11 protein-coding genes are annotated in these 12,724 nt (G+C 48.1%); 8 read left to right on the plus strand and 3 right to left on the minus strand.

Annotated elements, in window-relative coordinates; all coding sequences use genetic code 11:
• The coding region (locus A3751_RS15600) for a dienelactone hydrolase family protein (protein ID WP_068457774.1) at nt 1-591 on the plus strand (591 nt) is incomplete at its 5' end.
• Nucleotides 592-748: 157 nt separating this feature from the next.
• Here A3751_RS15600 and A3751_RS15605 read toward each other — a convergent pair.
• Nucleotides 749-3,661 (minus strand): EAL domain-containing protein, encoded by a 2,913-nt coding sequence (locus A3751_RS15605; protein ID WP_068457776.1) that lies wholly within the window; start codon nt 3,659-3,661, stop codon nt 749-751.
• A 190-nt stretch (nt 3,662-3,851) separates the two neighbouring features.
• On the opposite strand from A3751_RS15605, the gene A3751_RS15610 reads away from it, so the two are divergent.
• From A3751_RS15610 to sthA, 5 genes are all read left to right on the plus strand, one after another.
• The gene (locus A3751_RS15610) at nt 3,852-4,895 is read left to right on the plus strand and encodes a glycine betaine ABC transporter substrate-binding protein (protein ID WP_068457778.1); all 1,044 of its coding nucleotides are present in this window, start codon (nt 3,852-3,854) and stop codon (nt 4,893-4,895) included.
• Nucleotides 4,896-4,956: 61 nt separating this feature from the next.
• Nucleotides 4,957-5,841 carry a proline/glycine betaine ABC transporter permease gene (locus tag A3751_RS15615; protein ID WP_068457780.1) on the plus strand — a complete coding sequence of 295 codons (885 nt, stop codon included), beginning with the start codon at nt 4,957-4,959 and terminating at the stop codon, nt 5,839-5,841.
• Complete coding sequence (locus A3751_RS15620) at nt 5,838-7,049, plus strand: glycine betaine/L-proline ABC transporter ATP-binding protein (protein ID WP_068457782.1); 1,212 nt, start codon at nt 5,838-5,840, stop codon at nt 7,047-7,049. The genes A3751_RS15615 and A3751_RS15620 overlap by 4 nt, the downstream gene beginning before the upstream one ends.
• Before the next feature lie 59 nt (nt 7,050-7,108).
• Nucleotides 7,109-7,984 (plus strand): HDOD domain-containing protein, encoded by an 876-nt coding sequence (locus A3751_RS15625; protein ID WP_082863306.1) that lies wholly within the window; start codon nt 7,109-7,111, stop codon nt 7,982-7,984.
• A complete protein-coding gene (sthA, locus tag A3751_RS15630; RefSeq protein ID WP_068457784.1) occupies nt 7,981-9,369 on the plus strand; it encodes a Si-specific NAD(P)(+) transhydrogenase in 1,389 nt (462 codons plus the stop codon). Before A3751_RS15625 ends, sthA begins: the two co-directional genes overlap by 4 nt.
• A 58-nt stretch (nt 9,370-9,427) precedes the next feature.
• Here the strand turns inward: sthA and A3751_RS15635 are convergent, their stop codons facing one another.
• Nucleotides 9,428-10,399 (minus strand): SGNH/GDSL hydrolase family protein, encoded by a 972-nt coding sequence (locus A3751_RS15635; RefSeq protein WP_068457786.1) that lies wholly within the window; start codon nt 10,397-10,399, stop codon nt 9,428-9,430.
• Between the two features lie 423 nt (nt 10,400-10,822).
• Between A3751_RS15635 and A3751_RS15640 the strand changes: the two genes are divergently transcribed.
• Nucleotides 10,823-11,431, plus strand: coding sequence for a CAP domain-containing protein (locus A3751_RS15640; RefSeq protein ID WP_197466395.1), 609 nt, complete (start codon nt 10,823-10,825; stop codon nt 11,429-11,431).
• Between the two features lie 77 nt (nt 11,432-11,508).
• Here the strand turns inward: A3751_RS15640 and A3751_RS15645 are convergent, their stop codons facing one another.
• Entirely contained in the window at nt 11,509-11,913 is a 405-nt protein-coding gene (locus A3751_RS15645; protein WP_068457788.1) for an MmcQ/YjbR family DNA-binding protein, read from the minus strand.
• 274 nt (nt 11,914-12,187) lie between these two features.
• Between A3751_RS15645 and A3751_RS15650 the strand changes: the two genes are divergently transcribed.
• Nucleotides 12,188-12,724, plus strand: a 537-nt coding sequence (locus A3751_RS15650) for a metal ABC transporter solute-binding protein, Zn/Mn family (protein ID WP_197466396.1), incomplete at its 3' end; no start/stop codon positions are given.

Here is a 12,724-nt window from a genome sequence, read left to right on the forward strand (position 1 = left end):
ATCCATGATTGGGATGGGCTTACTGATTACGAAATCAAGCGAAGCGAGATGCTGCACGAGCTCGGCTACGCGGTGTTTGCTACAGACCTATTTGGCAAAGGTGTTAGGCCTACAGAAGTCGTTGATAAAAAGCAGCATACCGGCGCGTTGTATAAAGATCGGGAAAAAATGCGATCGATTATGCAGGCCGGCATGATGAAGGCAAAAGAGCTGGGTGGTAATGTCGACAACGCCGTAGCGATGGGCTATTGCTTTGGCGGAGCAGCGGTTCTGGAACTCGCTCGCTCTGGAGCAAAGGTGAATGGTTTTGCCTCGTTCCATGGCGGCTTAAGTACACCCGAAGGGCAAGACTACAAGGCCACGCAGGGTAAAGTATTAGTCATGCACGGAACGGCCGACTCAATGATTACCATGGCTGACTTTGCTGGGCTTGCGGACGAGCTTGAGGGTGCAGGCGTCGCGCACGAGATGGTGACTTATGGTGGCGCACCTCATGCGTTTACCGTTTTTGGGTCAGATCGTTACGACGAGGTGGCTGACACGCAGAGCTGGACTTTGTTTACTGGTTTTCTAGAGGCGCATACGAAATAGCATTTAGGCTTTATAGATCGTTAGCCGATTGAAGTATTAATGAGCGAGTAAGGGCTTGAACATCAAGCCTTTTTTTGCGTTGCTTTTGACGATTTCGAGGACTACTTTGCTCTCGTCGACTTAATCCTTGCTTCTATAAAGGATGTTTATGGAACGTTTATAACGGTTCCGGTTTATGCACGAAGTAACCTTGAATATGGTCAATGCCGATTTCTTTAAGCGTATCCACGATGCGTTGATTTTCGACGTATTCGGCAATGGTCTCCAGCTGCATGGCCTGAGCAACCTCGGCGATGGATTTTACCAAGGTATGGTCAACGGAATTGCTGACGATATTGCGAACGAACACGCCGTCTATTTTAACGTAGTCGACGCCAAGATCTTTTAGCTGTGCATAGGATGAAAACCCTGTTCCAAAATCATCGAGGGCGAAGCGGCAGCCCAACTCTTTAAATGTTTGTATAAAGGCATGTGTATCACTAAGGCTGCTCATCGCAACCGATTCTGTAAATTCAAGGCAGATCTGTTTGCCGCTTACGTTTTTCTCTCTGAACTGCTTTACGAGCCAATCTCGAAAGCTAGAGTCTGCAATACTTTGCATGCTGACATTGATGCTCGCACAATCAAACGCGGCCGTCTTTTCGGGATGTGCGTGCATCCATTCAAAGAAGGTCTCGAACACATAGCGATCAATAAGAGGCATCAGTCCATAGCGCTCTGCGGCGGGCAAGAATTCTGTAGGTGACACTCGATCGTTGTCATCGAGCGCCATGCGCAGGAGCACTTCAAAGTGTGCCGGTAGTGCATCATTCTGTTTAGCGTGTTGGCGTATCGGTCGAATTTCTTGGATTTGCAGGGCAAATTTCTTGTTATTGACGGCAAATCGAATGCGCTCAATCCAAGTTGCCTGTTCCCGGCTTTTCTTGAGGCTGTCTTCTTTGTCGTAAACCACGTTTACCCGGTTGCGCCCTTGTTGCTTGGCTTGTTTGCAGGCGTGCTGTGCCGTCGCAATGAGACTGTTGATGTCTGTTTTTTGGCCTTCTATGATTACTAAACCGACACAGCCTTCGACATGAATGTCTTTGTCTTCATGTACCAGCATGAACTCGTCAATGCGCTTTCTGAGTTCCTCCGCGAGCGCTTCAAGTTGATCGGGGTCCAATGACTGAACGAAGCTGCAGAACTCGTCGCCTGCGATTCGAGCTGAACCGTGCTTGCTCGCGTGTTGAGATATGCAGCGTTGGAAAATGTCGGCAACACGCCTAAGCAAGTTGTCACCCACAGTGTGGCCATATAGCTTGTTCACGACTCTAAATTGATCCACATCTAGTAAAATGACGCCGCTAAGCGTACCGTCGCGCGCGATACTCAGTTGCTCTTTCATCTGGCTCTCTAGTGTTCGACGATTCAATAAGCCGGTAAGAGGGTCTTGAAGAGCAAGGTTGGTGAGCTTGCGCTCAAAGGCTTTGACCGCATTTATGTCGGCAACGCTGCCTTCGTAAAGGGTCGTCCCTGTTTTCGGATCAACTTTTTGTTTCAGCGAGAGTGCTAGCCAAGTCTCAGGCTCTTTTCCGCTGGCTTTGAATAGTGCTTCAATGTTTCGCACCTCATGCTCCTCAGCCATCCGCTGTTGAAGCTCTTTCGCTTTCGATGAAGAGGAAAGCAGCGCCGTTAAAGGAAGAAATTGCCCAATTGGATCGCCGGGAATAAGCTGTCGGAATCGAGGGTTGGCCTCGATGATCAACCAATCTTCATCAAGCAGAAAGATCCCTTCTAGTGAATGCTCGTAGAGTGCTTCAAACCGACGGAGGTTGCGCACGGCTTCTTGCTTTGCGAGATCTTTGTCTCGCTTCGCAGTATTGATGCGATTACCCAAAGCGAGGGATAGCAGCACTAAGCCGACCACAGCGCCTACCATAGAGCCGTATTCATTGAACGCACTGTATGGCGCGATGCCGATCGCGGTTAATAGATTGGTTGCGACGCTGATAAAGAACAAAAGCCATGAAATAAGAAACAAACGCGCAAGCTGTTGCGATCGCCGCCAGAGTAAAGCCGAAATTGCGACACTGGCAATGATCACGCAAAGCATGACACCTGCCTGCAGTATGGCGGAGGCAGTGTAGGGCAAGGTGAAGGTGCCAATGAGGTTTAGCAAAGCGACAATAGTAAAAAGTTGAAGCACCGTTCTGATGCGACTGTCTTGTTTGATGCCTAGGAAGTAGCGTGTGAACAAGATCAGAAATAGGCTGGTCAATGCGCCGAAGGTTAAAATAGAGCGTCGTTGAAGCGCCGGGTAGTCTTGCCATAAGACTTGATAAGCAACGCCCTCTATAGAGAGGCTTAAGCCGACATAGCAAAGTGAGAAAAGTGAGTAAAACAAATAGCTTTTCTCTCGTAGAGCCGCGAACAAACCAAAGTTATACAAAGACATAACCAGCATGGCGCCAACAAATGCGCCATAAGCAAGAAAGTTACTTTGCTTTGCTTGACGAAAGGTATGTTCGAACCAAACGCGCGTTGGCACGACCATTGGTCCTTCGCTCTCTATTTTAAATAGTAGGCGAGACGTTTTCTTCGCCTCGATTGAGAAGGGGAATAAAAAACTCGGATAGTGGATTGGTCGCTCATAATAGGGATATCGATCTCCGGCAATATAGGACGAGCGCCGACCATCTTCTGTGATGCTGTAAAACTCGATGTGATCCAATGCGGCGTAATCGATTTCGAGATAGAAGGATTGCTCTTTGGGGAGCGTGTTTTCAACCGTGATTGAAAACCAGAGTGGTCGCGAACTGAAACCGTAGCCGGGCATGGAACGTGTGACCCGCATCCATTGCTGAGCAGGCATGTCGACAAGGTCATTAACACCTAGCTCAGTGCTTTCGTCCTCGTATACGTATAGAACCTGATTCACCTGAAAAACTTGGTTCGACTCAGAGATGATCAACTTTTCGTGTTTGGGCGTATTTTTTGGAGTTGCACAGACACTCATTGCAAACAGTAAAAAGCTTACGGCGACCATCAGCGCCACGCTTGGTTGCATTGATTTTATTAGCGGCTGGCTCATTATCGTACTAACTCGACTTAAAATTATGTTTTTTATCAGGTGCTTGGAAGAGTATAGCTTTTGGAATCAATTGCTGCCTGTGATACGGTAAGAACACTAAAAATGCTTAGTACTCAAAGCATCATTAAAATAACGAACAAGCAAGCCGAAGAACTCACAAAAAACTAACATAAAATAAAGGAAGCCTCCCATGAAAAAACCATTGGTTGCTGCATTGTCAGCGTTCGCTTTACTTACCGCTTGTGGTGATTCCACTGAAAAAACAGCATCAGCAGAGGCAGAGGCCCCTGCAGCAAGTGGCTGTGGGTCGGTGACCATAGCTGAAATGAACTGGAACTCCGCTGCGTTAATGGCGCATGTTGATAACTACATTCTGAAGAATGGCTATGGCTGTGAAACTCAGCTCATTGCTGGTGACACAATGCCTACTGGTACATCGATGATTGAGAAAGGTGAACCTGATCTAGCGCCAGAGCTATGGAGTAACGGATTGCGCGAGCCCTTGGACAAAGGCGTTGCAGAGGGCCGTTTGAAGTACGCAGGCAACTCATTGTCTGATGGCGGTGAAGAAGGTCTTTGGGTTCCTCAGTACCTAGTAGATAAAGAGCCAAGCCTCGCAACAATTGAAGGTGTTGTTGCTAACGCTGACATGTTCAAGCACCCAGAAGACCCGGATGCTTCAGCAATAATGGGCTGCCCAGCAGGCTGGAACTGTGCAATCACGGTGTCCAATCTTTTCAACGCACTGAAGCTTGAAGATGCTGGCTTTAAATTGGTTGATCCGGGTTCAGGTGCTGCTCTAGCAGGTGCTATTGCGAAAGCGTATGAGCGTGAGGAAGCGTGGTTCGGTTACTACTGGGCGCCAACGGCTGTATTGGGCAAGTATGAAATGGTGAAAGTAGATTTCGGCTCAGGCGTTGATGCTGAGCATTACAACAACTGTATCTCTCAGGCAGAGTGTGCAGATCCAAAGCCCACTATGTGGCCACCATCTGCTGTTCAGTCTGTGACAACAGCAGCGTTCGCAGAGCGCGCGCCTGAGGCGTTTGACTACGTTGCAAAACGTTCGTTTACCAATGCGAAAATGAACAAGCTATTGGCTTGGATGGAAGATAATCAAGCTGACGGCGCAACAGCGGCCGAGCATTTCCTGATGAGCGATACTGCGACGTGGACGGCTTGGGTGGCGCCTGAGGTGGCTGAAAAAGTGAAAGGGGCGTTGATCTCTAAATAAATATTTGAAGCCGCTCATTCGAGCGGCTTTTTTGTTCACTCCTTTTGTTAAAGAGCTCACTATGTCTTTTTTAACGGAATTTCCTAAACTCAGTCGTGAGACCCTCGTAGAGATACGTAAGTCATTGGATACGGCTTATCGAAGCTTTTCGCGTGAATATGGCGAAAACATTGAGGCTTTTTTTGAGCCCTTGCTGCAGTTTCTTATTTGGTTTGAGAAGTTGCTTTTGGCCGCCCCTTGGTGGCTGGTTATTTTTGTTATTGCCGGTATCTGTCACATGGCCGCGCGCTCATGGAAACTGACGATTTCTGTAGCTTTTGCTTTATTCGGTATTGGTTTATTTGGCATGTGGGAAGACACGATGAGTACCTTAAGTATCATCACCGTGAGCACGCTGCTTTCCATTTTAATTGGTATTCCTATCGGAATTTTGATGGCCAGATCTGACCGTGTGCAGTCTGTTTTTACGCCGATTCTGGATGTCATGCAGACCATGCCTGCTTTCGTTTATCTTATTCCTGTCGTTATGCTTTTGGGCATCGGAAAGATCCCAGGCATGATCGCCGTGATTATTTACGCCATTCCGCCGGTGATTCGCTTAACCAATCTCGGTATTCGATTAGTCGATAAAGAAGTACTAGAGGCCGCAGACGCCTTTGGTACGACGCCAACGCAAAAACTCTTCCAAGTGCAGTTACCTCTCGCAATGCCAAATATTATGGCGGGAGTAAACCAGACCATAATGATGGCGCTGGCGATGGTGGTGATTGCTTCGATGATTGGTGTTGCCGGGCTTGGACAGCAAGTATTGCGGTCTATCAATAATCAGTTTTTTGCACTTGGTTTGTTTAACGGTGTTGCGATTGTCGTGTTGGCGATTATTTTTGATCGCGTATCGCAAGCTTATGCAAAACGCTCACAAGCGCATTTGGGAGGTAAGCAATGACGGACGCCCAAATTGAGCCCAAAGACGACAACACTTTTATCGAGATTAAATCCCTCTATAAGCTATTCGGAGAGGATGCCTCTAAACACATGGATCTGGTTTACAAGGGCTTGAGCAAAACTGAGATTCTCGAAAAGACGGGGCATACGCTTGGGCTCAAGGATATCAATCTTGACATCAAGCGTGGCGAGATTTTCGTGATTATGGGGCTTTCAGGCTCTGGTAAATCTACGCTCATTCGACACTTTAATCGTTTGATCGAGCCGACAGCAGGGCAAATTTTGTTCGGTGGCGATGACGTCATGCAGTACGACAAGAACCAAATGCAAGATTTTCGACGTCAACGTATGTCGATGGTCTTTCAACATTTTGGTTTGTTGCCCCATCAATCTGTTATCGACAATGTTGCCTTTGGTTTGAAAACGCAAGGCGTTGCGAAAGCGGAGCGACTTGAGAAAGCTAAAACGTGGTTAGCCGATGTGGGTCTAGAGGGGTATGAAGCGTTATACCCGTCTCAGTTGTCTGGCGGGCAACAGCAACGTGTTGGTTTGGCGCGCGCGTTGTGCACCGATCCCGATGTGCTGCTAATGGACGAGGCATTTTCGGCGTTGGACCCTTTAATACGCAGTGAAATGCAGGATCAACTGATCCACCTTCAGGAAAAATTGCATAAGACCATCGTGTTTATTACACACGACCTTGATGAGGCGCTGCGTGTCGGTGATCGTATTGCCATTCTCAAAGATGGCGAGCTAGTTCAGGTTGGCGAGCCAAGCCAAATTCTGCTCGAACCGATTGATGATTACGTTGAGGCCTTTGTACGTGATGTGAATCGGGCGCGCGCCTTGACCGTTGAGAACGTTATGAAACCGCCAGTGAACCGCATTACAGCGACAACCATTGGGGATGCCTTGCAACAAATGCGGGCTTCTTCAAATGACTACGCCTATGTTGTTTCTTCTGATGGCTACGAGGGCGCAGTGCTTCAGGAAACGCTAGAGCAGGCGGTTGATAACGAAGCGAAGGAAAGTGATCCTCTAACGGAGGAGTACTTCGAGCAGAGCTGCGAGATTTCGCCTGAGTCGCTGCTTGAAGAGGTGATTCCGGACACGCTAGATACGGAGCATCCTTTGCCGGTAGTGAGTGAAGAAGGGAAACTAAAAGGGGTGTTATCGCGAGCGCGTTTGGCGAAAATCTTAGGGCGTTAACTTCAGGGTCGCAATCTTGGACTAAACTCTGGTGAGTTTATGTACAGGAGCGGCCCTTTTTGATTACTGAAGACCAAAAAACAGAACTCGTTTTTGAGCTATCTGCAGACCTGAGAGAGCTTGGCAAGCACGTGGTTGTGCGCTTGAGCAAGGGGGACATTGATGTGCCCCTGTTTCCTGCGATTGCCACAGAAGTGATGCGACTTGCCAATTCTCCCGAGTCGGATGCCGCTAGCCTAGCGGATCTTATTCAAAGCGACCCCAATCTAGCTGGCCACGTGATGCGCGTGGCCAATTCTGCACTCTACACGCCCAAAGCATCTATGGTTTCGCTGCAGCAGGCCATTGCGCGACTGGGCATGAATTTGATTTGTGAGATCTCTCTTGGTGTCGCGCTCAACGCAAAGCTATTCAATGCGCCGGGATATGAAAATCGTTTGTCAGATATTTCTCAGCATGGTTTCTGTTCGGCTCTCTGGTCGAAAGAAATAGCGCGCGCATCGCAGGAGAATGTTGAGTCTGCATTTTTATGTGGTTTGCTACACGGTATTGGTCGCGCTGCGTTTTTGCAGATGTTCTCGGATATGGCCGTCATGAACGGCATCAAACTGGATGCAAATAAGGTGCGCGAGTTAGAGGATGTGATGCATCCGCTGTTTGGACAAGAAATTAACCAAGCTTGGGAGATGCCCAAGGTTGTGTGTCTTACCTCATTTTATTCCAATAACTATTCCGCGTGTGATCAGTACCGTCAGCAAGCGGCGGTGGTTAATGCCGGCGCAAAATTGGCGAGCGCGAGCCTTGATGGTGCCGACCTTGAGCCGGTGCTCAAGGCAGAGGTTTTTCAGCACTTGAATCTGTATCAGGATCAGCTACACGAACTGACAGAGCGGCGTGATCAGATTGTAGCGGCAGTGAGGGCGCACAAGTTATGAATGAGTTCGATGTGATCGTCATAGGTAGTGGCCCTGCGGGACAAAAAGCAGCCGTGCAAGCTGCGAAGGCCGGGAAAACAGTCGCTTTGATCGAGCAAGATCGATATCTCGGCGGAGCTTGTGTTCACCGAGGAACTATCCCTAGCAAGACGCTTCGCGAGAATGCGTTACGCGTTAAAAGTATGCGGGAAAACGCAGTTCTTTGTGATTTCGAGTTAGCCGAAGATACAGAGATGGCGACCCTGATTGACCGTTTAGGGAGCGTAATTGACGCGCATGACCGCTTCATGGTGCAACAAATTGAACGAAACGACATCACACGCATCCATGGCCGAGCGCATTTCTCGACCCGCAATACGCTTATGATCGAATCTGTAGACGGGCATTTGGAAAATTTTTCTGCGACGAACTTTGTGATTGCCAGCGGTTCAGTACCCCGTCATCCCGAGGGCATACCGGTCGATCATGAGAATATTTTTGATAGCGACTCCATCTTAACCATGATGTATTTGCCGCCAAGTTTAACGGTGCTCGGAGGTGGCGTTATTGCGAGTGAATATGCCTCGATTTTTCAGGCTCTTGGAGTAAACGTGACGATGATCGATCGTTACCCGAGACCTTTGGGTTTTATGGACGAAGACTTGGTTGAACGGTTTCTGGGAACCTTTGAAGCAATGGGCGGTACATGGATTGGGAATCGCACCGTTGAACAGGTCGAATGGGATGGGGTTTCGCAGGTGATTACGCGGTGTAATGACGGTTCAGAGTATTCGAGTTCGAAGTTATTGGTGGCGGCTGGACGTGAAGCGAACATTGCAGAGCTCGGTTTAGACGCCTTGGATTTGGTTCTCAGTGAACATGGTCATATTCGGGTTGATGAATATTTGCGTACGAGCATTGAGAATATCTTCGCGGCTGGCGATGTTATTGGCCCGCCTTCGCTCGCATCTGCATCGATGGAGCAAGGGCGCAGAGCGAGTTGTAATGCGCTCGGTATTGAAGTCGGTGCGATGTCGTCATTGATCCCTTCAGGGATCTATTCGATACCAGAGTTGTCGGGAGTTGGCATGACAGAGCAGAGTGCGAGAGAGCAGGGCGAGATTATTGTTGGAAGCGCGCGCTTTGATGAGATTTCTCGGGGTCAAATTAGTGGTATACGAGATGGTTTATTAAAAATCATTTGCGATGCGAAAGGTGAAAAAATACTCGGCGTTCAGATTGTCGGAGAAGGTGCAACAGAATTAGTACACATTGGGCAAATGGCGATTTTAAGCGATAGTCCTGTTGATATCTTTGTTGAGAACATCTTTAACTACCCAACGTTGGCTGAAGCGTATCGGGTGGCGGCACTGTCGGTTATTGGTCAGCGAAAGGGAGGCAGCTAGCGCCTTTCAAATAGAAAAAACCCAAGACAATGTCTTGGGTTTTTCACTACAGACAGGCTTACTGAAGAAGTTGAAGAACTTCTAGGCCGGCTGCTGTATGAACGGCAGTCGTCGGGTGCACGCCGTCAAAGAAGACAAAACCATCACATGCAGGAAGATTTGAAAAGTCTTCAATACAACCATCCGTTGTATTGTCAAAGCCGAGCATTTCAGCATCTTCAATCTGGTTAGAAAGGAATGCTTCCAAATCCCAAATAGTGATATCAATACCTGCAGCCGATTCAACACGCTCAACTGCTGCAGCGAGCTCTTCGTTATATTGTGCTGTTAGCTTGGATGTGTACTTCAAAAATTTGCTTGCACGTTTCGCTTCTTGTTTGTCATCCGCGATCGCCTGGAGGCCAGCCGCTGAATCGAGTGAGGTAGGAACTTGTGCTACATCAGGTGCAGTGCCAACAAGCAGGTTGCGAGCGCCAAACCCAACTAGCTTCATCAATTGCGCTTCAACTGAATCGACAGCGGCGGTTACTCGCGCTTCTGCGGCTTTACGAATGTCTTGGCGAACAGCGCCGTTCTCTTCTGCGACAGAACCTGCACGAATGGCTTGTGCTGCGAACAAATCATTGCCACCGATGATGACCGCATAAAGTGCAGTAGAACTCGCCTGGAACTGGTTGTAAGCAAGGTATGCATTTACTTGAGAAGAGAGGTTGGTGTCAGTGACGTTTGTGTCATCACCGTCTGCATCCAAAGCAACGGCGCCGCCAACTGCATAGTTGTTACCTAGCTCTCCTGCGCCCGCCAAAAACACTGAAGGCGTAGCTTGCAAACCGTAAGCGCCGGCAATAATGTCGACCGCTACCGGACCGTTAGAGAAACGTGCTGGAACAGCTCCGTTGGTAAATGCTTGAGCATTACCAGTGTCAGAAAGACTGTCACCGAAAATGTAGATGTTGTCGTATGCGACTGCACTTGCAGAAAGTACGGCACCGCCGATCAGGCCGGCCAAGGTTTTAAGAGAACGTTTCATTAGTATCATCTGTTATGATTATCGTTTTTGTTTCGTGAATCCTTTTGTTTTTATGAGCCTCGATCCCTTGCGGCACTTATGGGAACGAGAGTATCTCCAATGCAGATCAATTTACGTGAGTCAAAAAGCGTACAAAACTCCAGCAGATGATCGCGTTTCGTGTGCTTGTCCGATTTGAGTTCAAGCAATGTTGCTAAGTGTGTCTTCGCTCACAAACCCTGACGCCCAATTTTCGGTTAACGAGTGTTACGTTAAACGGCTCTGTAGCCCTTGTCTGCTTTGGGGTTTACAGCATTTTACATTCTGAAACCGGATCATTCATAACGCTCATACAAGAGTACAAAACCATACCTCTCGACAACGGAAGGAACGCAAAGCGACTGCTGTACTGAAGTGCATTGAAATCAGAGAATCGGATGCAGCATGTCGACAATTCAGAATTTTTATCGTCTAGTGAGCGCGAGTACTTGTGCGCTTGTTCTAAGCGCTTGCTCTTCTGGTGCATATGATTCGACTAGCGAAGTGAACAGTCTTTCTGAAACGGGTGCTACCTCTCAGGGTCAGGGGCAAGCAGTTGCTGCTCAGTTAATGGATGAGGTTTGCCTCACTAGCCAACTTGATGATGAGTTATTAGTCGCTCTGAATGCGGCGCGTGCCCAGTCGCGTAGTTGTGGCGCAGTGTTTTATGAGGCGGTAGGCCCTGTGACGTGGAATTGCCAATTAGAGGCCGCAGGTTTAACGCATTCTACGGATATGGGCGATAACAATTTTTTTAGTCATACTGGTTCGAACGGCTTGCGAGTCGGCAGCCGCGCAACGCAAGCGGGTTATTCCTGGAACATGGTCGGTGAGAATATTGCTGCTGGGTTTTACTCTGTCGATAGTGTGATGCAAGGATGGCTCGATAGTCCAAGTCACTGCTCAGCAATCATGAATGGTCATTATGAAGAGGGTGCGGTAGCGGTTTATATCGCCGATAACGCTGACTATGAGGTGTATTGGACGATGGTGCTTGGTCATCCAATACAGTAACCCTCAGGGTCAGAACGATCGATCAGAGCCTAATCTATTCTCGAAACTGCGGTAAAGTATCGAGATAAGATGAATCGCTAGGCAACGAATTGTAACTCCAACTCCTTGTACAGCTCGTCATGGTCATATGCTTGCTCTAGCAAACTACGCTGTGACTTTTTCAGTTTTTTAACGACAAGCGAATAGCTATGGTCGATCATTCGCTCTAGCTCTTCATCCGGAACGCTCCCATCTAAGACGATTGTGTTCCAGTGTGTTTTGTTCATGTGATGGCCTGGCACAATCGAGTCGTACATCTCTCTCAACTCTTCTGCGAAGCAGGGGGCACACTTCAAATTCATGTGTGGCACACCGTCTTGTTTTGTAAGGGTCGCAAACATGCTCCCTTTGATTTTTGGTACAAGTACTGGTGGTCCGAATGGATAATCTTCTCGCGCTTCAGGTTTGCTAAGTAAATAAGCTTTCGCTGCTTCAAAATTCATAGCCGATTCTCCCTATGCGACATTTATAATTGGGCTCAACACTCGTTATCGAGCCAAAGTAAAACTTTTAACGACAGTGGTAACGTGGCGAAAAAAAGCCTTACGACAAGTATAGACCCTGTTACACTTTGCCGTGCGTGCCTGTACATTTCGTTACGTTTTTAAACATTTCGCTGTATCAAATGAGGAATTGTTCTCGTTATGCCTGTTCTTCTCGTGAGAATCACTGCGCTCGCTTGTTTTTTGTTTAGTGCCGATGCGGTGGCAAATCAACGTGATCAAGCTATTGGGGGTGGTTGCGTCTTTTAGTATTTTGGGCGACTGGGTCAAAGAACCCGGCGGCGACAAAGTGGATGTAACCAGCCTTGTTGAGAAGGATGAAGATGCCCATGTTTACAAAGCGACACCTCAAGATATGGCGTTACTCTCAAATGCTGAGCTTTTCGTTGTGAACGGGCTTGGACTTGAGGGGTGGATGAATCGAATTATTGATGCGTCGGGTTATTCTGGAACCACGCTCGTTGCATCAAAAGGCATCGATGTAATTATGCAACAGACAGACGAACATGGTCACTCGCATCAAGACCATGATGCACACTCTGCGGTTGATGGCGTGGCAGACCCTCACGCATGGACAAGCCTGAGACAGGCAATTTACTACTTAGAGAATATTTCCTCAGAGTTGGTGAGGCTGAGACCTGATTCGTCAGCCTATTTTGAAGATCGAAAAGCCACGTACATAGACCAGATTAAACAGCTTGATGCTCGCGCAATGGCGCTGTTCTCTGGTATAGAAGATGCGAGAAAAAAC

The organism is Oleiphilus sp. HI0080 (assembly GCF_001635135.1).

Coding starts and splice junctions, on each gene's coding strand:
- A3751_RS15605 (WP_068457776.1), bottom strand. CDS start 3,661: ATGAGCCAGCCGCTAATAAAATCAATGCAACCAAGCGTGGCGCTGATG.
- A3751_RS15610 (WP_068457778.1), top strand. CDS start 3,852: ATGAAAAAACCATTGGTTGCTGCATTGTCAGCGTTCGCTTTACTTACC.
- A3751_RS15615 (WP_068457780.1), top strand. CDS start 4,957: ATGTCTTTTTTAACGGAATTTCCTAAACTCAGTCGTGAGACCCTCGTA.
- A3751_RS15620 (WP_068457782.1), top strand. CDS start 5,838: ATGACGGACGCCCAAATTGAGCCCAAAGACGACAACACTTTTATCGAG.
- sthA (WP_068457784.1), top strand. CDS start 7,981: ATGAATGAGTTCGATGTGATCGTCATAGGTAGTGGCCCTGCGGGACAA.
- A3751_RS15635 (WP_068457786.1), bottom strand. CDS start 10,399: ATGAAACGTTCTCTTAAAACCTTGGCCGGCCTGATCGGCGGTGCCGTA.
- A3751_RS15640 (WP_197466395.1), top strand. CDS start 10,823: ATGTCGACAATTCAGAATTTTTATCGTCTAGTGAGCGCGAGTACTTGT.
- A3751_RS15645 (WP_068457788.1), bottom strand. CDS start 11,913: ATGAATTTTGAAGCAGCGAAAGCTTATTTACTTAGCAAACCTGAAGCG.